17 protein-coding genes and 3 tRNA genes are annotated in these 23,300 nt (G+C 63.6%); 11 read left to right on the top strand and 9 right to left on the bottom strand.

The features are described 5' to 3' along the window. Positions 1 to 23 precede the first annotated feature (23 nt). Positions 24 to 878, bottom strand: coding sequence for a bifunctional methylenetetrahydrofolate dehydrogenase/methenyltetrahydrofolate cyclohydrolase FolD (gene folD, locus OH686_RS03595; protein ID WP_289536196.1), 855 nt, complete (start codon positions 876 to 878; stop codon positions 24 to 26). 261 nt (positions 879 to 1,139) lie between these two features. Here folD and OH686_RS03590 point away from each other — a divergent pair. The 9 genes from OH686_RS03590 (at position 1,140) to OH686_RS03550 (ending at position 10,029) form a co-directional block, all read left to right on the top strand. Continuing rightward, positions 1,140 to 1,216: transfer RNA gene (locus OH686_RS03590), tRNA-Arg, on the top strand. 31 nt (positions 1,217 to 1,247) lie between these two features. After that, a tRNA-His gene (locus tag OH686_RS03585) sits at positions 1,248 to 1,323 on the top strand. A gap of 55 nt (positions 1,324 to 1,378) precedes the next feature. Further along, a tRNA-Leu gene (locus OH686_RS03580) sits at positions 1,379 to 1,463 on the top strand. A gap of 146 nt (positions 1,464 to 1,609) precedes the next feature. Beyond that, positions 1,610 to 2,920, top strand: coding sequence for a trigger factor (tig, locus tag OH686_RS03575; protein WP_289536194.1), 1,311 nt, complete (start codon positions 1,610 to 1,612; stop codon positions 2,918 to 2,920). 92 nt (positions 2,921 to 3,012) lie between these two features. After that, entirely contained in the window at positions 3,013 to 3,654 is a 642-nt protein-coding gene (gene clpP, locus OH686_RS03570) for an ATP-dependent Clp endopeptidase proteolytic subunit ClpP (RefSeq protein ID WP_137972667.1), read from the top strand. Between the two features lie 108 nt (positions 3,655 to 3,762). Further along, positions 3,763 to 5,043, top strand: coding sequence for an ATP-dependent Clp protease ATP-binding subunit ClpX (clpX, locus tag OH686_RS03565; protein WP_289536193.1), 1,281 nt, complete (start codon positions 3,763 to 3,765; stop codon positions 5,041 to 5,043). A 147-nt stretch (positions 5,044 to 5,190) separates the two neighbouring features. Further along, positions 5,191 to 7,587 carry an endopeptidase La gene (lon, locus tag OH686_RS03560; protein WP_289536192.1) on the top strand — a complete coding sequence of 799 codons (2,397 nt, stop codon included), beginning with the start codon at positions 5,191 to 5,193 and terminating at the stop codon, positions 7,585 to 7,587. Between the two features lie 136 nt (positions 7,588 to 7,723). Further along, the gene (hupB, locus tag OH686_RS03555) at positions 7,724 to 7,996 is read left to right on the top strand and encodes a nucleoid-associated protein HU-beta (RefSeq protein ID WP_003087931.1); all 273 of its coding nucleotides are present in this window, start codon (positions 7,724 to 7,726) and stop codon (positions 7,994 to 7,996) included. Positions 7,997 to 8,172: 176 nt separating this feature from the next. Next, a complete protein-coding gene (locus OH686_RS03550) occupies positions 8,173 to 10,029 on the top strand; it encodes a SurA N-terminal domain-containing protein (protein ID WP_289536190.1) in 1,857 nt (618 codons plus the stop codon). 85 nt (positions 10,030 to 10,114) lie between these two features. Here OH686_RS03550 and fabI read toward each other — a convergent pair whose 3' ends face one another. The 6 genes from fabI to OH686_RS03520 are packed head-to-tail and all read right to left on the bottom strand — an operon-like array spanning position 10,115 to position 18,307. Beyond that, the gene (gene fabI / locus OH686_RS03545) at positions 10,115 to 10,909 is read right to left on the bottom strand and encodes an enoyl-ACP reductase FabI (RefSeq protein WP_289536189.1); all 795 of its coding nucleotides are present in this window, start codon (positions 10,907 to 10,909) and stop codon (positions 10,115 to 10,117) included. Positions 10,910 to 10,929: 20 nt separating this feature from the next. After that, a complete protein-coding gene (locus tag OH686_RS03540) occupies positions 10,930 to 12,543 on the bottom strand; it encodes an ABC transporter ATP-binding protein (protein WP_289536187.1) in 1,614 nt (537 codons plus the stop codon). A 1-nt stretch (position 12,544) separates the two neighbouring features. Then, positions 12,545 to 13,564 carry an ABC transporter permease gene (locus OH686_RS03535; protein ID WP_289536186.1) on the bottom strand — a complete coding sequence of 340 codons (1,020 nt, stop codon included), beginning with the start codon at positions 13,562 to 13,564 and terminating at the stop codon, positions 12,545 to 12,547. A gap of 2 nt (positions 13,565 to 13,566) precedes the next feature. Then, positions 13,567 to 14,652: a microcin C ABC transporter permease YejB gene (locus OH686_RS03530; protein WP_192400788.1), complete on the bottom strand. Its 1,086-nt coding sequence runs from the start codon at positions 14,650 to 14,652 to the stop codon at positions 13,567 to 13,569. Then, the gene (locus OH686_RS03525; protein WP_502942767.1) at positions 14,652 to 16,481 is read right to left on the bottom strand and encodes an extracellular solute-binding protein; all 1,830 of its coding nucleotides are present in this window, start codon (positions 16,479 to 16,481) and stop codon (positions 14,652 to 14,654) included. Before OH686_RS03525 ends, OH686_RS03530 begins: the two co-directional genes overlap by 1 nt. After that, positions 16,478 to 18,307 (bottom strand): extracellular solute-binding protein, encoded by a 1,830-nt coding sequence (locus tag OH686_RS03520; RefSeq protein ID WP_289538803.1) that lies wholly within the window; start codon positions 18,305 to 18,307, stop codon positions 16,478 to 16,480. The genes OH686_RS03525 and OH686_RS03520 overlap by 4 nt, the downstream gene beginning before the upstream one ends. Before the next feature lie 169 nt (positions 18,308 to 18,476). On the opposite strand from OH686_RS03520, the gene OH686_RS03515 reads away from it, so the two are divergent. Beyond that, a complete protein-coding gene (locus OH686_RS03515; RefSeq protein WP_502942798.1) occupies positions 18,477 to 19,970 on the top strand; it encodes an HDOD domain-containing protein in 1,494 nt (497 codons plus the stop codon). A gap of 44 nt (positions 19,971 to 20,014) precedes the next feature. Here the strand turns inward: OH686_RS03515 and OH686_RS03510 are convergent, their stop codons facing one another. Then, the gene (locus OH686_RS03510; RefSeq protein ID WP_289536183.1) at positions 20,015 to 21,589 is read right to left on the bottom strand and encodes a LysM peptidoglycan-binding domain-containing protein; all 1,575 of its coding nucleotides are present in this window, start codon (positions 21,587 to 21,589) and stop codon (positions 20,015 to 20,017) included. Between the two features lie 93 nt (positions 21,590 to 21,682). Further along, positions 21,683 to 22,465: a hydroxyacylglutathione hydrolase gene (gene gloB, locus OH686_RS03505; protein ID WP_289536181.1), complete on the bottom strand. Its 783-nt coding sequence runs from the start codon at positions 22,463 to 22,465 to the stop codon at positions 21,683 to 21,685. Positions 22,466 to 22,538: 73 nt separating this feature from the next. Here gloB and OH686_RS03500 point away from each other — a divergent pair, with 73 nt between their 5' ends. Further along, entirely contained in the window at positions 22,539 to 23,297 is a 759-nt protein-coding gene (locus tag OH686_RS03500) for a class I SAM-dependent methyltransferase (RefSeq protein ID WP_289536180.1), read from the top strand. Positions 23,298 to 23,300: the final 3 nt, after the last annotated feature.

Here is a 23,300-nt window from a genome sequence, read left to right as displayed (position 1 = left end):
CCGTTTTTCATTGTCGGAGCGACTTACGCGTGCAGGTGATCGGCCGCGTAGAGGGTGTTCTCCAGTAGACAGGCGCGGGTCATCGGGCCGACGCCGCCCGGCACCGGGGTGATCCAGCCGGCGCGCTCGGCGGCCACGTCGTATTCCACGTCGCCGACCAGCTTGCCGTCGTCCTGACGATTGATGCCGACATCGATGACGATGGCGCCTGGCTTGATCCACTCACCCTTGACCAGGCCGGTCTTGCCGGCGGCCGCGACCACGATATCGGCCTGGGCCACATGGCCGGCAAGGTCCTTGGTGAAGCGGTGGGTGACGGTGACGGTGCAGCCGGCCAGCAGCAGCTCGAGGGCCATCGGGCGGCCGACGATATTGGAGGCGCCGACGACCACGGCATGCTGGCCGTGCAGATCGACGCCGGTGCTCGCCAGCAGGGTCATGATCCCTTTCGGTGTGCACGAACGCAGCAGCGGCATGCGCTGGGACAGGCGGCCGACGTTGAACGGGTGGAAGCCGTCAACGTCCTTGTCCGGGTTGATGCGTTCGAGCAGCTGCGAGGCATCCAGATGGGCGGGCAGGGGCAGCTGCACCAGAATGCCGTCGATAGCGCTGTCGCGGTTGAGCTGGTCGATCAGACCCAGCAGCTCGCCCTGGGTGGTGGTGGCAGGCAGGTCATGGGCCACGGAGACGAAGCCGACTTCCTCACAGTCCTTGCGCTTGTGCGACACATAGACCTGGGAGGCAGGGTCGCTGCCGACCAGGATCACGGCCAGGCCGGGCGCGCGCAGGCCCTGCTGGCGGCGCTCGGCGACGCGTTTGGCGATGTCCTTGCGGAGGTTGGCGGCGATGGTTTTGCCGTCGATCAGTTTTGCGGTCATGACGCTTGCTTAACCATAGGGGAGGGTGGAAAAAAAGGTCGCGCATTCTCGCATGGGCGGCCGGTGGGGCAAAGGCGCATGCGTCGTGCTTTCCTGTAACTCCTTTATCCAGCAGGAATTTTTTCATCTTCGTGTTGACGCCCCCGGATCGCCTCTATAAGATTCGCCCCGCTTGTCGAGCACAGCCAGCCGCTGGGTAAGATGGCAACGACCGGAAGCGGTTGGAGCTGTAGCTTAGAAGTCTGTTCCGCAGATGATTAAGCGCCCGTAGCTCAGCTGGATAGAGCATCCGCCTTCTAAGCGGATGGTCGCAGGTTCGAGTCCTGCCGGGTGCGCCATTGGCGAATCAGGCACAAGCACTGCAATATGGTGGGCGTAGCTCAGTTGGTAGAGCACAGGATTGTGGCTCCTGGTGTCGTGGGTTCGATTCCCATCGTCCACCCCATATTCGAGAAAGCGCCAGGCCAAAAGCCTGGCGTTTTCGTTTCAAGTGTTACCACGCGGACGTGGTGAAATTGGTAGACACACCAGATTTAGGTTCTGGCGCCGCAAGGTGTGAGAGTTCGAGTCTCTCCGTCCGCACCATCTTTTCTTTGTAATCCCTCCTTATATATCCCGCCGTTTCTTGCTCGTTTTGTGCAGGTGACTTCTGCTATTCGAGCCACTAGAATGCTTGCCTTTCGATTCTGGGGCCGGAACGCCGGCTTATGTCTGTGCAACGAGGAATATCCATGCAAGTTTCTGTTGAAAGCACCTCCGCTCTTGAGCGCCGCATGACCATCGGCGTGCCTGCCGAGCGCATCGAGACCGAAGTGACCAAGCGTCTGCAACAGACTGCCCGTCGTGCCAAGGTGGCTGGTTTCCGTCCCGGCAAAGTGCCGATGAACGTCATCCGTCAGCGCTACGAAGACTCCGCTCGTCAGGAAGCTCTGGGCGACCTGATCCAGGCCACCTTCTATGAAGCCATCGTCGAGCAGAAGCTGAACCCGGCTGGTGCTCCGTCCGTCGAGCCGAAGACCTTCGAGAAGGGCAAGGACCTCGAGTACGTCGCCACTTTCGAAGTGTTCCCGGAAATCAAGCTGGCCGGCTTCGATGGCATCACCGTCGAGCGCCTGCAGGCCGAAGTGAACGACGCCGACGTCGACAACATGCTGGAAATCCTGCGCAAGCAGAACACCCGCTTCGAAGCCGTTGAGCGCGCCGCCGAGAATGGCGACCAGCTGAACATCGACTTCGTTGGCAAGATCGACGGCGAAGCTTTCGCCGGCGGCAGCGCCAAGGGCACCCCGCTGGTGCTGGGCTCCGGCCGCATGATCCCGGGCTTCGAAGACGCCCTGGTCGGCGTCAAGGCTGGCGAAGAGCGCGTGATCAGTCCGACCTTCCCGGCTGACTACCAGAACCTGGACCTGGCCGGTAAGACCGCCGAGTTCACCGTGACCGTCAACAGCGTTTCCGCTCCGCAACTGCCGGAACTGAACGACGACTTCTTCGCCCTGTTCGGTGTCAAGGAAGGCGGTCTGGAAGGCTTCCGCGCCGAAGTCCGCAAGAACATGGATCGCGAGCTGCGCCAGGCCATCAAGTCCAAGGTGAAGAACCAGGTAATGGAAGGCCTGCTGGCTGCCAACCCGGTTGAAGTGCCCAAGTCCCTGATCGGCAACGAAGTGAACCGTCTGCGCGTGCAGGCCGTTCAGCAGTTCGGTGGCAACATCAAGCCTGACCAGCTGCCGGCCGAGCTGTTCGAAGAGCAGGCCAAGCGCCGTGTGGTGCTGGGTCTGATCGTCGCCGAAGTGGTCAAGCAGGGCGAGCTGAAGGCCGACGAAGCCCGCGTTCGCGAGCTGATCGAGGAAATGGCATCCGCTTATCAGGAGCCGCAGCAGGTCGTGGCCTGGTACTACAAGAACGACCAGCAGCTGAACGAAGTGCGTTCGGTTGTACTGGAAGAACAAGTTGTAGATACTGTCCTGCAGAAGGCCAGCGTGACCGATAAAGCGGTCTCCTACGAAGAAGCGGTCAAGCCGGCGGAAGCCCCGCAAGCAGCCTGATCCCTCGCCTCGTTCGAGCACAACCATAAGCCAGCCTTCGCGCTGGCTTATGCGTCTTTAGAGACATGACTATTAGGGAGAGATCGCTAGACATGTCGCACAACTCTTTCATGAACACAATGCCTGACATCCAAGCCGCCGGCGGCCTCGTGCCGATGGTGATCGAGCAGTCCGCCCGTGGCGAACGCGCCTACGACATCTATTCGCGCCTGCTGAAGGAGCGAGTGATCTTCATGGTCGGCCAGGTCGAGGACTACATGGCCAACCTGGTTGTGGCCCAGTTACTGTTCCTCGAAGCCGAGAACCCGGACAAGGACATCCACCTGTACATCAACTCGCCGGGCGGTTCGGTGACCGCCGGCATGTCGATCTACGACACCATGCAGTTCATCAAGCCCGACGTGTCCACCATTTGCATTGGTCAGGCCTGCAGTATGGGCGCGCTGCTGCTGGCTGGCGGTGCCGCCGGCAAGCGTTACTGCCTGCCGCACTCGCGCATGATGATTCATCAGCCGCTGGGTGGCTTCCAGGGTCAGGCCTCGGATATCGAGATCCACGCCCGTGAAATCCTCACCATCCGCGAGCGCCTGAACAAGATCCTGGCCGACCACTGCAAACAGCCGATCGACGTGATCGCCAAGGACACCGACCGCGACAACTTCATGAGCGGCGACGAAGCGGTCAAATATGGCCTCATCGATCAGGTTCTGAACAAGCGTCAGCTGGCTGTCTGATTCGGTGTTTCAGCGCAACGGCCGGGTTATCCGGCCGTCCTGCAGGGTTGAAAATGCCTGCAATTGCCTTCATCTTGTGTTTCATGCCTACCGTATTGGATCGATCGAATGACTGACACCCGCAACGGCGAGGACAACGGCAAGCTGCTCTACTGCTCCTTCTGCGGCAAAAGCCAGCACGAAGTGCGCAAGCTGATCGCCGGTCCCTCCGTCTTTATCTGCGACGAGTGCGTCGACCTGTGCAATGACATCATCCGCGAGGAGGTGCAGGAAGCCCAGGCCGAGAGCAGCGCGCACAAGTTGCCCGCGCCCAAGGAAATCAGCGCCATCCTCGATCAGTATGTGATCGGTCAGGAACGTGCCAAGAAGGTGCTTTCCGTCGCGGTGTACAACCATTACAAGCGTCTGAACCAGCGCGACAAGAAAGACGATGTCGAGCTGGGTAAGAGCAACATCCTGCTGATCGGCCCGACCGGCTCCGGCAAGACCCTGCTGGCCGAGACGCTGGCTCGTCTGCTCAACGTGCCGTTCACCATCGCCGATGCCACCACCCTGACCGAAGCTGGTTATGTGGGTGAGGACGTCGAGAACATCATCCAGAAGCTGCTGCAGAAGTGCGATTACGACGTAGAGAAGGCCCAGATGGGCATCGTCTACATCGACGAAATCGACAAGATTTCGCGTAAATCGGACAATCCGTCCATCACCCGCGACGTCTCGGGCGAGGGCGTGCAGCAGGCGCTGCTCAAGCTGATCGAGGGCACTGTCGCCTCGGTTCCGCCCCAGGGTGGCCGCAAGCACCCGCAGCAGGAGTTCCTGCAGGTCGATACGCGCAACATCCTGTTCATCTGCGGTGGTGCATTCGCCGGCCTGGAGAAGGTCATTCAGGCCCGCTCCACCAAGGGTGGCATCGGCTTCAACGCCGAAGTGCGCAGTCCGGACCTGGGCAAGAAAGTCGGCGAGGCGCTGCGTGAGGTCGAGCCGGATGATCTGGTGAAATTCGGCCTTATTCCGGAATTCGTCGGTCGTCTGCCGGTCATCGCCACTCTCGACGAGCTGGACGAGGCGGCGCTGATGCAGATCCTCACCGAGCCGAAGAACGCCCTGACCAAGCAGTACGCCAAGCTGTTCGAGATGGAAGGCGTAGATCTGGAGTTCCGTGCCGACGCGCTGAAGGCCGTGGCCCACCGTGCGCTGGAGCGCAAGACCGGTGCTCGTGGCCTGCGTTCGATCCTCGAAGGCGTGTTGCTCGACACCATGTACGAGATTCCCTCGCAGAGCGATGTCAGCAAGGTGGTGATCGACGAGAGCGTGATCGAAGGCAGCTCCAAGCCGTTGCTGATCTACGAGAACAGCGAGCCGCCGGCCAAGGCCGCGCCGGACGCCTGACGTCTGTAAACCGTTGAAACAAGGGGCCCTGCGGGGCCCTTTGCTTTTCCGCCTTTCTCGCTTGTTTTTTCCCAGGGGCGGCCCCATCTTAGGGTCAAGGGTACTCCCGTCCGATTACGGCCGAATGGCCGCCGTAGAGCTGAAATCATGAAGACAACCATCGAATTGCCTCTCTTGCCGCTGCGTGATGTCGTGGTTTATCCACACATGGTCATCCCGCTGTTCGTCGGTCGCGAGAAGTCCATCGAGGCCCTGGAGGCCGCCATGGCCGGCGACAAGCAGATCCTCCTGCTGGCGCAGCGCAACCCGGCAGACGATGATCCGGGCGAAGATGCGCTGTACCGCATGGGCACCGTGGCCTCCGTGCTGCAGCTGCTCAAGTTGCCGGATGGCACGGTCAAGGTGCTGGTCGAGGGCGAGCAGCGCGGCTCCGTGCAAAAGTTCATCGAGGTGGATGGCCACTGCCGTGCCGAAGTGCAGCTGCTCGACGAGAGCGAAGCAGCCGAGCGCGAGTCGGAAGTCTTTACCCGCAGCCTGCTCAGCCAGTTCGAACAGTACGTACAGCTGGGCAAGAAAGTGCCGGCCGAGGTGCTGTCGTCGCTGAACAGCATCGATGATCCGGCGCGCCTGGTCGACACCATGGCCGCGCACATGGTGCTGAAGATCGAGCAGAAGCAGGAAATCCTCGAGATCACCAGTCTGGCCGAGCGCGTCGAGCATGTGCTGGCGCTGCTGGATGCCGAGATCGATCTGCTGCAGGTCGAGAAGCGCATCCGTGGCCGGGTCAAGAAGCAGATGGAGCGCAGCCAGCGCGAGTACTACCTGAATGAGCAGATGAAGGCCATTCAGAAGGAGCTGGGCGACATCGACGAAGGCCACAACGAGATCGACGAGCTGAAGAAGCGCATCGATAACGCCGGTCTTACCAAAGAGGCGCTGACCAAGGCCAATGCCGAGCTGAACAAGCTCAAGCAGATGTCGCCGATGTCGGCGGAGGCCACCGTGGTGCGCTCCTACATCGACTGGCTGACCAACGTGCCGTGGAAGGCCGAGAGCAAGGTGCGCCTCGATCTGAGCAAGGCCGAGGACATCCTCGAGGCCGATCACTTTGGCCTGGAAGAAGTGAAAGAGCGCATCCTCGAGTACCTCGCCGTGCAGAAGCGGGTGAAGAAGCTCAAGGGGCCGGTGCTCTGTCTGGTCGGTCCTCCCGGCGTGGGCAAGACCTCGCTGGCCGAGTCCATCGCGCGTGCCACCAATCGCAAGTTCGTGCGCATGGCCCTGGGTGGCGTGCGTGACGAGGCCGAGATTCGCGGTCACCGCCGTACTTACATTGGCTCCATGCCCGGTCGGCTGATCCAGAAGCTGACCAAGGTCGGCGTGCGCAATCCGCTGTTCCTGCTCGACGAGATCGACAAGATGGGTAGCGACATGCGTGGCGATCCGGCCTCGGCGCTGCTCGAGGTGCTGGATCCGGAGCAGAACCACAACTTCAATGACCACTATCTGGAGGTCGATTACGACCTCTCCGACGTGATGTTCATCTGCACCGCCAACTCCATGAACATCCCCGGTCCGCTGCTGGACCGCATGGAGGTGATTCGTCTGCCGGGCTACACCGAGGACGAGAAGGTCAATATCGCCATCAAGTACCTGACGCCCAAGCAGGTTTTGGCCAATGGTCTGAAGAAGGGCGAGCTGGAGTTCGAGGATGCCGCGATCCGCGACATCATTCGTTACTACACCCGCGAGGCGGGCGTACGCAGCCTGGAGCGGCAGATTTCCAAGGTCTGCCGCAAGGCGGTCAAGGAACACGCCAAGGAGAAGCGCATCAAGGTACTGGTGACGCCGGACTCGCTGGAGCACTTCCTCGGCGTGCGCCGCTACCGTCATGGCCTGGCCGAACAGCAGGACCAGATCGGCCAGGTCACGGGCCTGGCCTGGACCCAGGTTGGTGGCGAGTTGCTGACCATCGAAACCGCCGTGGTTCCGGGCAAGGGCCAGCTGATCAAGACCGGCTCGCTGGGCGACGTGATGGCCGAGTCCATGACCGCCGCGCTGACCGTGGTGCGCAGCCGGGCCAAGAGCCTGGGCATTCCCCTGGACTTCCATGAGAAGCGCGACGTGCACATCCACATGCCGGAAGGCGCCACGCCGAAGGATGGCCCCAGTGCCGGTATCGGTCTGTGCACGGCTCTGGTTTCGGCCTTGACACAGATCCCGGTGCGCGCCGACGTGGCCATGACCGGCGAGATCACCCTGCGTGGTCAGGTGCTGGCCATTGGTGGTCTCAAGGAGAAATTACTGGCCGCCCACCGGGGTGGAATCAAGACCGTGATCATTCCGGAAGAGAATGTTCGTGATCTCAAGGAAATTCCGGAAAATATTAAGCAAGACCTGACCATTAAGCCGGTTAAATGGATTGACGAGGTCCTGCAAATTGCGCTGCAATACGCCCCGGAGCCCTTGCCCGATGCGGCTCCCGAGATGGTTGCAACGGATGATACGCGCGAGACTGATTCCAAGGAGCGAATCAGCACGCATTAGGCCGAAGGCTTCCTTGACACTATTTTCGAGCCCTTGTTATAAAGCGGCTCCTATTGTGTCGGCAGGCCCTTCAGCACCCGCTTTGCTTACACCAAACAACTAAGAAACAACTCAACAGAAATAAGGGGACTTAAGAGTGAACAAGTCGGAACTGATTGATGCCATCGCCGCATCCGCTGATATCCCGAAAGCTGTTGCTGGCCGCGCGCTGGACGCAGTGATCGAATCCGTCACTGGCGCTCTGAAGGCTGGTGATTCCGTGGTGCTGGTTGGCTTCGGTACTTTCGCTGTCAAAGAACGCGCTGCCCGTACCGGCCGCAACCCGCAGACTGGCAAGCCGATCAAGATCGCCGCTGCCAAGATCCCTGGCTTCAAAGCTGGTAAAGCTCTGAAAGACGCCGTCAACTAAGCGTCTCTCTGGGCTTTGCCCCGCCGCACCGGGTCAGCCCGGTTCGGTGCGGAGCGGAATCCCATCCGCTCCATCAGTTATGAGAAGGCGCATCCTCGGATGCGCCTTTCTTTTATCCGGATTCAACACCCGCGCTGCATTCGCTGTTCGTTCAGTGCAGCCGTTTCGGGGGAAGCATGCTGCAGAACATCAGGGACAATTCCCAGGGCTGGATCGCCAAGACCATCGTCGGTCTGATCGTCATGTTGATGGCGTTCACCGGCTTCGAGGCCATCCTCCAGTCCACCAGTAACAGCCGCAATGCCGCCGAGGTCAATGGCGAAGAGATCAGCCTGGACAGCCTCAACGCAGCGGTGGAAATGCAGCGTCGCCAGCTGATCCAGCAATTCGGCAAGGACTTCGACGCCTCGCTGCTGGACGACAACCTGCTGCGCAAGGCCGCCCTCGACAACCTGATCGATCGTACCCTGCTGCTGCAGGGCGCCAAGGAAGCCGGCATGGGCTTCTCCGATACTTCGCTGGATCAACTGATCCTGCAGACCCCGGCCTTCCAGGTCGAGGGCAAGTTCGATTCGGCACGCTTCGACCAGATCCTGCAGCAGCAGGGCATGAGTCGCATGCAGTTCCGCGAGCGCCTGCGCCAGGACGTACTGGTCAGCCAGCTGCAGGCCACCCTGGCCGCCAGCAACTTCGTTACCGACGCCGAGCTGCAGGCCTTCGTGCGTCTGGACAAGCAGACCCGCGACTTCGCCACTCAGACCATCGCTGCCGATGCCAAGGCCGTCGAGCTGAAGGATGAGGAGATCAAGGCTTACTACGACGAGCACGCCGACCAGTTCATGAGCACCGAACAGGTCGTGGTCGAGTACGTCGAGCTGAAGAAAGAGCGTTTCTTCGCCGAGGCCAAGGCTAGCGACGAAGAGCTGCAGGAACTCTACAAGAAAGAAATCGCCAACTTGGCCGAGCAGCGTCGCGGCGCGCACATCCTGTTGGAGGTGAACGACAAGCTCAGCGATGAACAGGCCAAGGCCAAGCTCGACGAAGTGGCCGCACGCCTGAAGCAGGGCGAGGACTTCGCCAAGCTGGCCAAGGAAGTCTCCCAGGACCCGGGCTCCGCCAGCAACGGCGGCGATCTGGGCTTCGCCGGTCCGGGCGTGTATGACCCCGAGTTCGAGAAGGCGCTGTACGCGCTGAAGAAGGACGAAGTGTCCGCGCCGGTGCGCAGCGCATTCGGCTGGCACCTGGTCAAGCTGCTGGACGTGCAGGCACCCGAGGTGCCGAGCTTCGCCAGCCTGAAGGACAAGCTGGAGCGCGACGTCAAGGCGCAGCAGGTCGAACAGCGCTTCGTCGAGGTGGCCAAGGAACTGGAAGAGGCTAGCTATGAAGCCTCCGACCTGTCCCAGCCGGCAGAAGAGCTGAAGCTGCAGGTGCAGACCAGCGGTGCCTTCGGTCGCGAGGGTGGCGAGGGTATCGCCGCCAATCGTCAGGTGGTGCAGGCTGCCTTCAGCCCGGAAGTGCTGGAAGACGGCCGCAGCAGTAGCGCGATCGAGCTGGATCCGGACACCGTGGTCGTGGTGCGCGTGAAGGAGCACAAGAAACCGGCGAAGCTGCCGCTGGAGGAAGTCACTACCGGTATTCGTGACACCCTGGCGCGCAAGAAGGCCGGTGAAGCGGCCAAGGCCAGCGGCGAGGCGCTGATGGCCGATCTGCGCAAGGGCGAGGATGCGGGCAAGGACTGGAAAGTGGTGCAGGCCGCTACCCGCAGCCAGGAAGGCGTCGAGCCGGTTGTGCTGCAGGCGCTGTTCCGCATGGCCAAGCCGGGTGAAGATGGCAAGCCGACCTATGCCGGCGTCAGCCTGAGCAACGGCGACTATGTGGTGCTGCGCCTCGACGGCGTCGGCCAGGCCAAGGCCGAGCTGAGTGAGGAAGAGAAGGTCAGCTACCGTCGCTTCCTGGCCTCGCGTACCGGCCAGCAGGACTTCGCCGCCTATCGCCAGCAGCTGCAGGCAGAGGCCGATATCGAGCGCTTCTGAGTCGCACGATCTCCCGCCCTCGTGGCGGGAGACGCCCAAGAAAAAGGCCGCTGAAAAGCGGCCTTTTTCGTTTCCGGCTACTGCGTCAGTCTTCGATGGCGCCCATCGCGGTGGTGTTGAAGCCGCCGTCGACGTAGAGGATTTCGCCACTGATGCCCGAGGCCAGGTCGGAGCAGAGGAAGGCGCCGGCATTGCCGACTTCTTCGATGGTCACGTTGCGGCGCAGCGGGGTCTGCTTCTCGTTGGCGGCGAGCATCTTGCGGAAGCTCTTGATGCCGCTGGCGGCCAGGGTGCGGATCGGGCCGGCGGAGATGGCGTTGACGCGGGTGCCTTCCGGGCCGAGGCTGCCGGCCAGGTAGCGTACACCGGCCTCCAGGCTGGCCTTGGCCATGCCCATCACGTTGTAGTTGGGCATGGTGCGCTCGGCGCCCAGATAGGAGAGGGTGAGGATGCTGCCGTTGCGGCCCTGCATCAGCTCGCGACCGGCTTTGGCCAGGGCCACTAGGCTGTAGGCGCTGATGTCGTGGGCGATGCGGAAGCCTTCGCGGGTGGTGACGGCGGTGAAATCGCCATCCAGCTGGTCGCCCGGGGCGAAGCCGACGGAGTGGACGATGCAGTCCAGGCCGTCCCACTTCTTGCTCAGCTCCTCGAAGACCTTGGCGATCTCCTCGTCATTGGCCACGTCGCAGGGGAAGCACAGCTCGGGGTTGGAGCCCCAGCCGGCGGCGAACTCTTCGACGCGGCCCTTGAGCTTGTCGTTCTGGTAGGTGAAGGCGAGCTCGGCGCCCTCGCGGTGCATGGCGGCGGCGATGCCCGAGGCGATCGACAGTTTGCTGGCCACGCCAACGATCAGTACGCGCTTACCGGCGAGAAAACCCATGTGCGTCATTCCTCTTTCAGTTAGTCGGCGGTTGCAGGAGCCATGAACGCGGCCTCCAGCAACTGCTGGGTATAAGGGTGCTGTGGCGCGGCGAATACCTGCTCGGCCGGCCCCTGTTCAACCACCTTGCCCTGTTTAACAACCATCAGTTGGTGGCTCAGGGCCCTGACCACCGCCAGGTCATGGCTGATGAACAGGTACGTCAGGTTGTACTTGGCCTGCAACGAGCGCAGGAGTTCCACCACCTGGCGCTGTACCGTGCGGTCGAGCGCCGAGGTGGGCTCGTCCAGCAGTATCAGCGCCGGTTTCAACACCAGTGCCCGGGCAATGGCAATCCGCTGCCGTTGCCCGCCGGAAAACTCATGGGGATAGCGGAACCGGGTCTCCGGATCCAGCCCTACCTCCTTGAGCGCGTCGATAACGGCCTGCTCCTGCTCCGCTTCGCTGCCCATGCCGTGGATGCGCAGGCCCTCGCCGACGATCTGGCTCACGCACATGCGTGGGCTGAGACTGCCGAAGGGGTCCTGGAAGACCACCTGCATCTGCCGCCGCAGCGGCCTCACGGCCTGTTGCGACAACCCGTCCAGCGCCTGGCCCTGGAAACGGATGGCGCCCTGGCTGCTGAGCAGCCGCAGGATCGCCATGCCGAGGGTGGACTTGCCGGAACCGCTCTCGCCCACGATGCCCAGGGTCTGGCCCTGCAGCAGGCTGAAGTCGATACCGTCCACCGCCTTCACGTGGTCCACCGTGCGCCGCAGCAACCCTTTCTTGATCGGGAACCACACGCGCAGGTCGTCCACTTCCAGTAGCGGGGCGCCGGCGGGGTTGGCCGCCGGTGCGCCGCTGGGCTCGGCGCCGAGCAGTTCCCGGGTGTAGGGATGCTGCGGAGCGCGGAACAATTCGTCACACGACGCCTGTTCGACGATGCAACCGCGCTGCATGACACATACGCGGTGGGCGATTCGTCGCACCAGGTTGAGATCGTGGGTGATCAGCAGCAGGGCCATGCCCAGGCGTGCCTGCAATTCCTTGAGCAGATCGAGGATCTTCAGCTGCACGGTGACGTCCAGTGCGGTGGTCGGCTCGTCGGCGATCAGCAGCTCCGGCTCGTTGGCCAGGGCCATGGCGATCATCACCCGCTGACGCTGGCCGCCGGACAGCTCGTGCGGATAGGCCTTGAGGCGCTTGGCGGGCTCGGTGATGCCGACCAGCTCGAGCAGCTCGATGATCCTCGCCTGAGCGGCCTCTCCGGTCAGGCCCTTGTGCCAGGCCAGCACCTCGCCGATCTGCTTGCCAATGCTGTGCAGCGGGTTGAGCGAGGTCATCGGCTCCTGGAACACCATGGCGATGCGGTTGCCGCGGATACCACGCAGCTTGTCCGGGGCCAGTTTGAGCAGATCCTGGCCGCCGTACTGGATGCTGCCGGCCGGATGGCGGGCCAGCGGGTAGGGCAGCAGACGCAGGATGGAGTGGGCGGTGACCGACTTGCCCGAGCCGCTCTCGCCGACCAGGGCCAGGGTCTCGCCCTTGCGGATATCGAAGCTGACTCCGTCGATCACGCGTACGGCCTTGCTGCCGGTGACGAACTCGACGGCCAGGTCGCGCACTTCGATGAGGTTGTTCGAATCGGTCATCTCATTTCCTCGGGTCGAAGGCATCGCGGGCGGCTTCGCCGATGAACACCAGCAGGCTGAGCATCACGGCCAGCACGGCGAAGGCGCTGATGCCCAGCCAGGGTGCCTGCAGGTTGGCCTTGCCCTGGGCCACCAGTTCACCCAGCGAGGGCTCGCCGGCGGGCAGGCCGAAGCCAAGGAAGTCCAGCGAGGTCAGGGTGCCGATGGCGCCGGTGAGGATGAAGGGCATATAGGTCATGGTCGAGACCATGGCATTGGGCAGGATGTGGTGGAACATGATTCCGCCATTGCCCATGCCCAGCGCGCGAGCCGCGCGCACATATTCCAGGTTGCGGCCGCGGAGGAACTCGGCGCGCACCACATCGACCAGGCTCATCCAGGAGAACAGCAGCATGATGCCCAGCAGCCACCAGAAGTTTGGCTGGACGAAGCTGGCCAGGATGATCAGCAGGTAGAGCACCGGCAGGCCGGACCAGACTTCCAGGAAACGCTGGCCGGCCAGGTCTACCCAGCCGCCGTAGTAGCCCTGCAGGGCGCCGGCGAACACACCGATCACCGAACTGGCCAGGGTCAGCGCCAGGGCGAACAGTACCGACACGCGGAAGCCGTAGATCACCCGGGCAAGCACGTCGCGGCCCTGGTCATCGGTGCCCAGCCAGTTCTGCGCCGAGGGCGGTGCGGGCGCCGGCACCTGCAGTTCGTAGTTGATGCTGGAGTAGCTGAAGGGGATCGGCGGCCAGAGCATCCAGCCATCCTTCGCCTCGATCAGTTCCTGGATGTAGGGGCTCTTGTAGTTGGCCTGCAGCGGGAACTCGCCGCCGAAGGTGGTTTCCGCGTAGCGCTTGACCAACGGGAAGTACCACTCGCCGTCATAGCGCACCGCCAGCGGCTTGTCGTTGGCGATCAGCTCGGCGCCCAGGCTGAGCACAAACAGGATGAGGAACAGCCACAGCGACCACCAGCCACGCTTGTGGGACTTGAACAGCGCGAGGCGGCGTTGATTGAGGGGGGAGAGCGCCATTCTCAGTTCTCCCGGCTTTCGAAGTCGATGCGTGGGTCGATCAGGGTGTACATCAGGTCGCTCACCAGCTTGGCCACCAGGCCGAACAGGGAAAAGATGAACAGGGTGCCGAACACCACCGGGTAGTCACGGTTGACGATGGATTCGAAGCCCAGCAGGCCGAGGCCGTCGAGGGAGAAGATCACCTCGATCAGCATCGAGCCGGCGAAGAAGATGCCCAGCACCGCTGCCGGGAAGCCGGCCACCACGATCAGCATGGCGTTGCGGAACACGTGACCGTAGAGAACGCGGCTGTCGGTCAGGCCTTTGGCGCGGGCGGTGGTCACATACTGCTTGCCGATCTCGTCGAGGAAGCTGTTCTTGGTCAGCAGGGTGAGGGTGGCGAAGTTGCCGATCACCAGTGCCGTCACCGGCAGGGCCAGGTGCCAGAAGTAGTCGAGGATCTTGCCGCCCAGGCTGAGTTCGTCGAAGTTGCCCGAGGTCAGCCCGCGCAAGGGGAACCAGTCCCAGTAGCTGCCGCCGGCGAACAGCACGATCAGCAGGATGGCGAAGAGGAAGGCGGGGATGGCGTAGCCGATGATGATCGCCGAGCTGGTCCAGACATCGAAGGCGCTGCCGTGGCGGGTAGCCTTGGCGATGCCCAACGGAATGGAGATCAGGTAGGTGATCAGCGTGCCCCACAGGCCGAGGGAAATGGAGACCGGCATCTTCTCCAGAATCAGCTCAATCACCGTGGCATCGCGGAAGAAGCTCTCGCCGAAGTCCAACTGGGCGTAGTTGCTGATCATCAGCCAGAAGCGTTCGGGGGCGGACTTGTCGAAGCCGTACATCTTCTCGATCTCGGCCACCAGCTCCGGGTCCAGACCCTGGCCGCCGCGGTAGTTGGAGCCGGCCACGGCGACTTCGCCGCCACCGCCGGAAACCCGCGCGGTGGCACCGCCGGAGGCGGCATCGAAGCCTTCCAGCTTGGCAATCATCTGCTCCACCGGGCCACCGGGAGCGGCCTGGACGATGATGAAGTTGATCAGCAGGATGCCCAGCAGGGTGGGGATGATCAGCAGCAGGCGACGGAATATATAGGCCAGCATTACTCGGCTTCCTGCTCGGTTTCTGCGGCGGGGGCCGACTGCGGAGCGTTGAGTGGTTTCTCCTGCCACCAGCTCATCAGCCCGTAGTCATACAGCGGCGTCACGGCCGGGCGGCCGAAACGCTGCCAGTAGGCCACGCGCCAGGTATCCACGTAGTAGTTGGGCACCACGTAATGCCCCCACAGCAGCGCGCGGTCCAGGGCGCGGGCGTGGGTGATCAGCGATTTGCGCGAGTCGGAACGGATCAGCCCTTCAACTAGCTGGTCGATGGCCGGATCGCGCAGGCCCATCAGGTTGCGGCTGCCGGGGTTGTCGGCGCTGGCGGAGTGCCAGAACTCGCGCTGCTCGTTACCCGGGGAGCTGGACTGCGGCCAGATCGCCGAGGTCATGTCGAAGTCGCGCGAGCGCAGGCGGTTGATGTACTGCGAGGTGTCGACCCGACGGATCTGCAGGTCGATGCCCAGCTCGGCCAGGTTGCGCTTGAAGGGCAGGATCACCCGCTCCAGGTTGGGCTGGAAGTTGAGGAACTCGAAGACCAGCTGCTTGCCGTCCGGGCCGATCATCTGGTCGTTCTCGATGCGGTAACCGGCCTCGGTGAGCAGCTGGAAGGCACGGCGGCTCTGCTCGCGAATGATGCCGCTGCCATCGCTGACCGGCGATTTGAACTCCTGGGTGAAGACCTCCGGCGGCAGCTTGTCGCGCAGCGGCTCCAGCAGCTTCAGCTCGGCCTCCGAGGGCAGGCCGGTGGCGGCCATTTCGGAGTTCTCGAAGTAGCTGTGGGTGCGCTTGTAGGCGCCATAGAACAGCTGCTTGTTGGCCCATTCGAAGTCGAACAGTAGGGCGATCGCCTCGCGTACCCGGCGGTCCTGGAACATCGGCCGGCGCAGGTTGAACACATAGCCCTGCATGCCGGCCGGGTTGTGATTGGGGATGGCCTGCATGGCGAACTTGCCGTCGCGCAGGGCCGGGCAGTCGTAGCCGGTGTTCCAGTCCTTGGCCGAGTACTCCAGGTTGACGTCGAACTGGCCTGCCTTGAAGGCCTCCAGGGCCACCTGGGTGTCGCGGTAGTAGTCGATCTGGATGGTGTCGAAGTTATACAGGCCGCGGCTCACCGGCAGGTCCTTGGCCCACCAGTCCTTGACCCGCTCGAAGCGCACCGAGCTGCCCGGCGAGACCTTGCCGATCTGGTAGGGGCCGCTGCCCAGCGGTGGCTCCAGGCTACTCTTGCTGAAGTCGCGGCTGGCCCACCAGTGCTTCGGCAACACCTGGATCTGGCCGAGGATCAGCGGCAGCTCGCGGTTGTCCTTGTGCTTGAAGTCGAAGCGCACCTTCAGCTTGTCCTCGGCCACCACCTGTGCCACGTCCGCGTAGTAGTGGCGGTACATGGGGTCGCCTTTTTCCAGCAGGATGTTGAAGGTGAAGATCACGTCGTCCGCGGTCACCGGGGTGCCGTCGTGGAAGCGCGCCTTGGGATTGAGGATGAAGCGCACGTAGCTGTTGTCCGGGGCCTTGTCGATCTTCTCGGCGAGCAGGCCGTACTCGGTGAAGGGCTCGTCCGGCGAGTGGTAGGTCAGGCTGTCGTAGATCAGGCCGACGCCTACGGCGTTGCCCTTGGGAATGAAGGGGTTGAAGCTGTCGAAGCCGCCGATGTCGCGCTGGCGCAGGATGCCACCCTTGGGCGCATCCGGGTTGACGTACTCGAAGTGCTTGAAGTCCGCCGGGTACTTGGGCGGCTCGTCGTACAGGGTGATGGCGTGCCGCGGTTCGGCCTGGGCCGCGCCGGCCAGCATCAGCAGCGCGGCGCCGAGGGTGCGCAGGGTAGGGCTCATCGAACGGTCTCCGTGGGCTTCAGCCACCAGGCCCGCAGCCCCAGGGTGTAGGGCGGGGTGGTGACGAAGGCGAACCGGTTACGGTACGCCAGGCGATGGTGATTGATATACCAGTTGGGAATGCTGTAGTGCTGCCAGAGCAGAACCCGGTCCAGGGCCTTGGTGGCGGCCACCTGTTCCTCGCGGGTCTGGGCGGCTAGCAGCTTGTCGAGCAGGGTGTCGACCACCGGGTGGCGCACGCCCGCGTAGTTCTTGCCGCCTTTCACGCCGGCCTGGCTGGAGTGGAAGTACAACCATTGTTCCAGGCCGGGACTGAGGCTCTGCGGCAGGGTCATGAGGATCATGTCGTAGTCGAACTGGTCGAGGCGCTGCTTGTACTGGGCGCGGTCCACGGTGCGCAGGTCGGCCTGGATGCCGATGCTGGCCAGGTTCTCGGTGTAGGGCTGGAGGATGCGTTCCAGGTTGGGGTTGACCAGCAGAATCTCGAAGCGCAAGCGCTCGCCCTTGGCGTTGACCAGATGCTGGCCGGAAGGTTTCCAGCCGGCTTCGGCCAGCAGGCCCAGCGCCTTGCGCAGGGTCTCACGCGGAATGCCGCGACCGTCGGTGGCGGGCAGGGTGAAAGGCTGGGTGAACAGCTTGGCCGGCAGCTGCTTGCGATAGGGTGATAGCAGCAGCCACTCCCCACCCTCGGGCTTGCCGCTGGCGGCGAACTCGCTGTTGGGGTAGTAGCTCGGGCTGCGCTTGTAAGCGCTGTTGAACAGGGCGCGGTTGGTCCACTCGAAGTCGAACATCAGGCCCAGGGCCTCGCGCACCTTGCGCGCGGCGAAGGTGTCGCGGCGGCTGTTCATGAACAACGCCTGGGTCTGGGTCGGAATCTGGTGCGGAATCTCGGCGCGGATCACGTCGCCACGGGCGATGGCGGGGAAGCGGTAGGCGTTGGCCCAGTTCTTCGCCTGGTGCTCGATGTAGAAGTCGAACTCGCCGGCCTTGAACGCCTCGAAGGCCACATTGCTGTCGCGGTAGAACTCCACCTCGACCCGGTCGAAGTTGTACTTGCCGCGGTTGACCGCGAGCTTCTCGCCCCACCAGTCCTTGACCCGCTCGAACACCAGGCGCCGCCCCGGCTCCACCTGGGTGATTCGGTAGGGGCCGCTGCCCAGTGGCACATCGAAGCTGGTGGCCCTGAAGTCGCGTTGCTTCCAGTAGTGCTGGGCCAGTACCGGCAGCTCGCCGAGACGCAGGATCAGCAGCGGATTGCCGGCGCGCTTGAACACGAAGCGGATGCGGTGGCGGTTGAGAATGTCGACCCGCTTCACTTCCTGCAGGGTGGTGCGGTACTGCGGGTGCCCGTCCTTGACCAGGGTGCGGTAGGTGAAGGCGACGTCGAACGCGGTGATCGGCTGGCCGTCATGGAAGCGGGCTTCCTCGCGCAGGTTGAACACCACCCAGCTGCGGTCCTCGCTGTACTCGACGCTCTTGGCTATCAGCCCGTAGCTGGAGGCCGGTTCGTCGCCCGACGGGTCGTAGGGGCCGGTGCCCACCATCAGCGGCTCGTTGAATTCGCTGACTCCGTACTGCAGGAAGTTGGGCGCCGCCGAAGGGCTACTTCCCTTGAAACTATAAGGGTTGAGGGTGTCGAACGTGCCATAGGCCATGACCCGCAGCGTGCCGCCCTTGGGCGCGTCGGGGTTGACCCAGTCGAAGTGGGTGAAGCTGGCCGGGTACTTGAGCATGCCGAACTGGGCGTAACCATGGCTTTCGCTGATGGTCGCGAAAGCGGGAAAGCTCATGGTCAGGCCGAGGATCAGTGAGATCAGGGAGCGCATCGGGTGCGGGGTCCGGTCCATGGGGCTTCTTGCGGCGTAGGGGGCAGGGCTGGTTTTTCGCCGCTGTTGGCGATCGATGATCGCCCATTTGTGCAGGGCAGGCCGGCTGGTTGTTTGCCGGTACAGTAACAGCTTGTATCCGCTGGAAAAAGAGTGCCTTTTTCAGGGCATGTGCCATCAATTTGATTACACTGAAACAAATTGCAAAGAGGTTGCTGTCTTGGTGGAACGCAGTGTCGGCTTACAGGCATGGATAGACCGTTTGAATCAGGCCGAATTGCCTGCTCTCGCCGCCGTGGTGCAGGACCTGCATCGCCTGTCGCAGGCCGACAAGGCCTCGGTACAGCAACTGGCCGACGTGCTGCTGCGCGACGCGTCGCTCACTTCCAAGGTGTTGCGGGTGGGTAACAGCGTCTATTACAACCCTTCCCAGGAAAGTATCCGCACCATCTCGCGAGCCATCGTGCTGATCGGCTTCGACAACGTGCGCCTGATCGGCATGTCGGTCAGCCTGATCGACAGCCTGCTCACCCGAGTGCCGCGCGAACAGCTGCAGATGCTCCTGGCACGCTCGTTCCACGCCGCCGTGCAGGCGCGCAACATCGCCGGCTACGTGCTGACCAAGAACCAGGAAGAAGTATTTATCGCCGCGCTGCTGCACACGGTCGGCGAGCTGGCCTTCTGGGCCTGCGGCGGCGAGCAGGCCGACGAGCTGGCCGACGCCCTGGAGCAGCCCGGCGTGGAGATGGACGATGCCACACGCCAGGTGCTCGGCCTCACCTTCCGCCAGCTCACCCAAGGCCTGGTGAAAAGCTGGAATCTGGGCGAGCTGGCCGCCTTCGCTCACGGCAGCGGCAACCAGCACGACCCAGCGGTGCGCGCCATCAGCCTCGGCGTGAAGATCAGCGAGGCGGCGCTGGAAGGCTGGGATTCGCCGGAGATGGAGAAGCTGGTAGAGCAACTGGCGGAGTTCACCGGGGTCAGTGCCGAGGACGCGCTCAAGCAGGTACTGGAGAGCGCCCAGGAAGCGGTCGAGGTAGCGGCCACCTTCGGCGCCAGCCAGCTGTGCAAGCTGATTCCCAACACCGATCCGGAACAGATCAAGCTGCAGCAGCAGGAGCGCAAGGCGCGCCTATTGCAGCCGAACCTGCTGGTGCTGCAGCAGGCGCTGCAGGACCTGGGCATGATGGTCAACCAAAAGGGCGATGTCGGCCTGATCCTCGACACCCTGCTCAAGGGCCTGCACCAGGGCGCGGGTCTGGAACGGGTGATGCTGACCGTGCTGGCCGATGGGCAGACTGCCTTCCGCGCCAAGCGTGCGGTCGGCGAGGGCACCGAGCAGTGGTTGACGGACTTCCAGCTGCCGGCCAAGCAGGCCGAGCAGCCGCATATCTTCAGTTACGCGCTGCGCAACCGTGAGGCTCTGTGGATGGGGGTGCCGGCCAGCTACAACCTGGCCGAGCTGGTGACCCTGCCGATGCGCCAGATGCTCGGCCAGGGCATGTTCTTCATCGCCCCGCTGCTGGCCGGCACCCGCGAGATCGGCGTGCTGTATGCCGACAGCCGGGTGTCCGGGCGGGCGCTCAAGCACGAGCAGTTCGTTGCCTTCCAGCGCTTCACCCAGCTCACCGGACGCTGCCTGGAAGCATTGAGCAAGCGCTGACGAAAAGGCCGCCCGGAGGCGGCCTTTTCATTGCGAGACTTCTGTCAGTCGAGATACAGGGTCAGGGTCTGCCCCGGCTTCAGCGCGCGGCTGTCGCTGCGCGGGTTCCAGCTCTGCAGATGCTTGACGTTGACCTTGAAGCGCTGGGCGATCAGGTACATCGAATCGCCGTTCTTGACCCGGTAGTAGGTCACGTTCTGCCGCGCATTGCTCTTCGCTGCGGCCACCGAGTTGCCGGTGCCGCCGCTGCCACCGCGGATATCCAGCACCTGGCCCAGGCTCAGCTTGCTGCGGGCATTCAGGCCGTTCCAGCGCTGCAGGTCCTGGAGCGAAACGCCGTGGGCATTGGCGATCTGCCAGAGGTTGTCGCCGCTCTTAACCTTGTAGCGCTGCGGCTGGCTGGCCGGCGCCTTGGCCACCTGCTGCAGGCCTTCTACCGGCTCGCGGCCACCCTGGGCGGGAATGTTGAGGACCTGGCCGACGCGCAGGCTGTTGCTGCGCAGCTGGTTGACGTCCTTCAGGGTGTTCACCGTCAGGTGGTAGCGGTTGGCGATGCTGTGCAGATTGTCGCCCGAGCGCACCCGGTATTCCTGCCAGCGCACCACTTCCTGCGGCTTCATCAGTGCCAGGTTGGCATTGAACAGCTCGGCCTTGGCAATCGGCACCAGGAGATGCTGCGGGCCATCCATGGTGATGCCCTTCTTGAAGGCGGGGTTGAGGCTCTCCAGCTCATCCTCTTCCATGTCGACCATGGCTGCCACCCGGGCCAGATCCAGGCCTGGCTTGCTCGCCACCTGCTCGAAGTAGGGCTCGTTGGCGATCGGGTTGAGGCGCACGCCGTAGGCTTCCGGCGACAGCACGATCTGCGACAGGGCCAGCAGCTTGGGCACGTAGTTCTGAGTCTCCTGGGGCAGCGGCAGGTTCCAGTAGTCGGTGGGCAGGCCGAGCTTCTGGTTGCGCTCGATGGCGCGGCTCACCGTGCCTTCGCCGGCGTTGTAGGCGGCCAGGGCCAGCAGCCAGTCGCCGTTGAACATGTCGTGCAGGCGGGTCAGGTAGCTCAGCGCGGCATTGGTCGAGGCGGTGATGTCGCGGCGGCCGTCGTACCAGTTGGTCTGGCGCAGGTTGAAGTGGCGGCCGGTGGAGGGAATGAACTGCCAGATGCCGACCGCATGGCTGCGCGAGTAGGCGAGGGGGTTGTAGGCGCTCTCGATCACCGGCAGCAGCGCCAGCTCCATCGGCATGTTGCGCTCTTCCAGGCGCTCGACCACATAGTGGATGTACAGGCTGCCGCGCTCGCTGGCGTTTTCCAGGAAGGACGGGTTGCTGACGAACCACAGGCGCTGGTTCTCGATGCGCGGGTTGATGCCGATCTCGTCCTGCAGCTTGAAGCCGTCGCGCATGCGCTCCCAGATATCCGTGGGCGCTTGTGGTTCGGCGGATTCGTTGAGCCATTCCGGCTCCTGCTGCAGGGCCACGGCGCGATCAGTGTCGCTGCCATCGTCGTCACTCGGCGCCATGTTCTGACAGCCTGCCAGGCCCAGGCACAGAAGCACCGCCAGAGCCTTCGCTCGCCGGGTCAGCGCTGCTGAATCAAGGGTTCCGAAAGGTAATAAGAACATCGGTCGGTAGCATCTGCCGGCGCAAAAAAAGTGGGGGGATTCTAGGAACGCCCCCTGGGGTGGTCAAGTTTTCACCACCCCTCCGGTCAGTTGTCAGGCCACCTTGAACTGGTCTTTCCAGCTGCGCAGGCAAGCGAACACCTCGTCCGCCGTGCGCTGCTGGGCGCCGTTCCGCTCGTCGATTTTTTCTTTAATGGATGTTTCCCCGCAGCGCAGGAACGGATTGGTGGCCTTCTCCAGGGCGATGCTGGAGGGCAGGCTGATACGTCCGGTAGCACGCCAGGCGCTGACCTCGGTGAAGCGCGCGGCAATCGCCGGATTGTACGGCTCCACCGCGCGGGCGAAGTGCAGGTTGCTCAGGGTGTATTCATGGGTGCAGTACACCTCGGTGGCGTCCGGCAGGGCGGCCAGGCGCTGCAGGGAGGCGTTCATCTGCTGCGGCGTGCCCTCGAACAGGCGGCCACAGCCGGCGGCGAACAGGGTATCGCCGCAGAACAGCCAGCCTTCCTCGGCCTGGTAGTAGGCGATATGGCCAAGGGTGTGGCCGGGCACCGCATATATAAGGAAGCTGCGGCCGAGCACCTCGACCCGCTCGCCATCATCCAGCGCCAGGTCGCGGGCCGGGATTTTCTCCTGCGCCGGGCCGCTGACCCGGGCGCCGGTGGCATCCTTCAGTTTGAGCACACCGCCGATGTGGTCCGGGTGGTGATGGGTGACGAGGATGTCGCTGAGCTGCCAGTCCGGGTGTGCGGCCAGCCAGTTCAGCACCGGCTGCGCGTCGCCCGGGTCGACCACGGCGCAGCGGCGGGTGGCCGGGTCCTGCAGCAGCCAGATGTAGTTGTCGCTGAAGGCGGGCAGGGCGTCGATCTGAAACATGTGTGGGGTCGCCATTTGGAGAGCAATGGCGCATCTTAATCGGCAACGTCCCGCTTGTGTCATGGAGGTCCCGATGAGCGAACCACCCTTCGCCCAGGCCGATGCCGACTGGCTGCAACTGACCGCCGCCGCCCGCGAGTGGCTGGCCTCGCCGCTGGGTGAGCTGCTATTGAGCGAAGAGCGCCAAGCGCTGGACGAGGAGCTGGCGCGCTACTTCGGTGGCTACCTGGTGCACTACGGCCCGGCCGCGGCCGAGCCGCCCAAGGCGCCGCAGATTCGCTGCAATGTGCGCATGGGCGCGCCGCTGGCCGGCGTGCACATCGCCTGCGAGGAGCACGCCTGGCCGCTGGGCGAGCACGCCGCCGACGTGGTGGTGCTGCAGCATGGCCTGGACTTCAGCCTGTCGCCCCATGGCCTGCTGCGCGAAGCGGCGCGCAGTGTGCGCCCGGGTGGCTATCTGCTGGTCACCGGGGTCAATCCCTGGAGCACCTGGGGCTTGCGTCATTACTTCGCTTGCGATGGTTTTCGCCAGGCCCGCTGCATCTCGCCCAGCCGCCTGGCGGACTGGCTCAGCCTGCTGGGATTCGCGCTGGAGAAACGCCGCTTCGGGTGCTATCGTCCGCCGCTTTCTGCGCCGGCCTGGCAGGCGCGTCTGGCCGGGCTGGAACGCTGGGGCGGTCGGCTGCAGGCCCCGGGCGCCGGCTTTTATCTGCTGGTGGCGCGCAAGCTGGTGGTCGGCCTGCGTCCATTGCGGCCGATCCAGCGGGCCAGCATGGGCAAGCTGCTGCCGATGCCGGTGGCCAAGGTCAGCCGGCGCGACTCGGATAACTAGAGC

It is taken from the genome of Pseudomonas sp. SO81 (assembly GCF_030374125.1).
Taxonomy (GTDB): domain Bacteria; phylum Pseudomonadota; class Gammaproteobacteria; order Pseudomonadales; family Pseudomonadaceae; genus Aquipseudomonas.
The sequence above is the reverse complement of the archived record's forward strand: the minus strand, read 5'-3'. Positions and strand labels throughout refer to the sequence as shown.

Bases quoted from the DNA above. Each gene is read 5' to 3' on its own strand.
- folD (WP_289536196.1), bottom strand. From the start codon at position 878: ATGACCGCAAAACTGATCGACGGCAAAACCATCGCCGCCAACCTCCGC.
- tig (WP_289536194.1), top strand. From the start codon at position 1,610: ATGCAAGTTTCTGTTGAAAGCACCTCCGCTCTTGAGCGCCGCATGACC.
- clpP (WP_137972667.1), top strand. From the start codon at position 3,013: ATGTCGCACAACTCTTTCATGAACACAATGCCTGACATCCAAGCCGCC.
- clpX (WP_289536193.1), top strand. From the start codon at position 3,763: ATGACTGACACCCGCAACGGCGAGGACAACGGCAAGCTGCTCTACTGC.
- lon (WP_289536192.1), top strand. From the start codon at position 5,191: ATGAAGACAACCATCGAATTGCCTCTCTTGCCGCTGCGTGATGTCGTG.
- OH686_RS03550 (WP_289536190.1), top strand. From the start codon at position 8,173: ATGCTGCAGAACATCAGGGACAATTCCCAGGGCTGGATCGCCAAGACC.
- fabI (WP_289536189.1), bottom strand. From the start codon at position 10,909: ATGGGTTTTCTCGCCGGTAAGCGCGTACTGATCGTTGGCGTGGCCAGC.
- OH686_RS03540 (WP_289536187.1), bottom strand. From the start codon at position 12,543: ATGACCGATTCGAACAACCTCATCGAAGTGCGCGACCTGGCCGTCGAG.
- OH686_RS03535 (WP_289536186.1), bottom strand. From the start codon at position 13,564: ATGGCGCTCTCCCCCCTCAATCAACGCCGCCTCGCGCTGTTCAAGTCC.
- OH686_RS03530 (WP_192400788.1), bottom strand. From the start codon at position 14,652: ATGCTGGCCTATATATTCCGTCGCCTGCTGCTGATCATCCCCACCCTG.
- OH686_RS03525 (WP_502942767.1), bottom strand. From the start codon at position 16,481: ATGAGCCCTACCCTGCGCACCCTCGGCGCCGCGCTGCTGATGCTGGCC.
- OH686_RS03520 (WP_289538803.1), bottom strand. From the start codon at position 18,307: ATGCGCTCCCTGATCTCACTGATCCTCGGCCTGACCATGAGCTTTCCC.
- OH686_RS03515 (WP_502942798.1), top strand. From the start codon at position 18,477: ATGTGCCATCAATTTGATTACACTGAAACAAATTGCAAAGAGGTTGCT.
- OH686_RS03510 (WP_289536183.1), bottom strand. From the start codon at position 21,589: ATGTTCTTATTACCTTTCGGAACCCTTGATTCAGCAGCGCTGACCCGG.
- gloB (WP_289536181.1), bottom strand. From the start codon at position 22,465: ATGTTTCAGATCGACGCCCTGCCCGCCTTCAGCGACAACTACATCTGG.
- OH686_RS03500 (WP_289536180.1), top strand. From the start codon at position 22,539: ATGAGCGAACCACCCTTCGCCCAGGCCGATGCCGACTGGCTGCAACTG.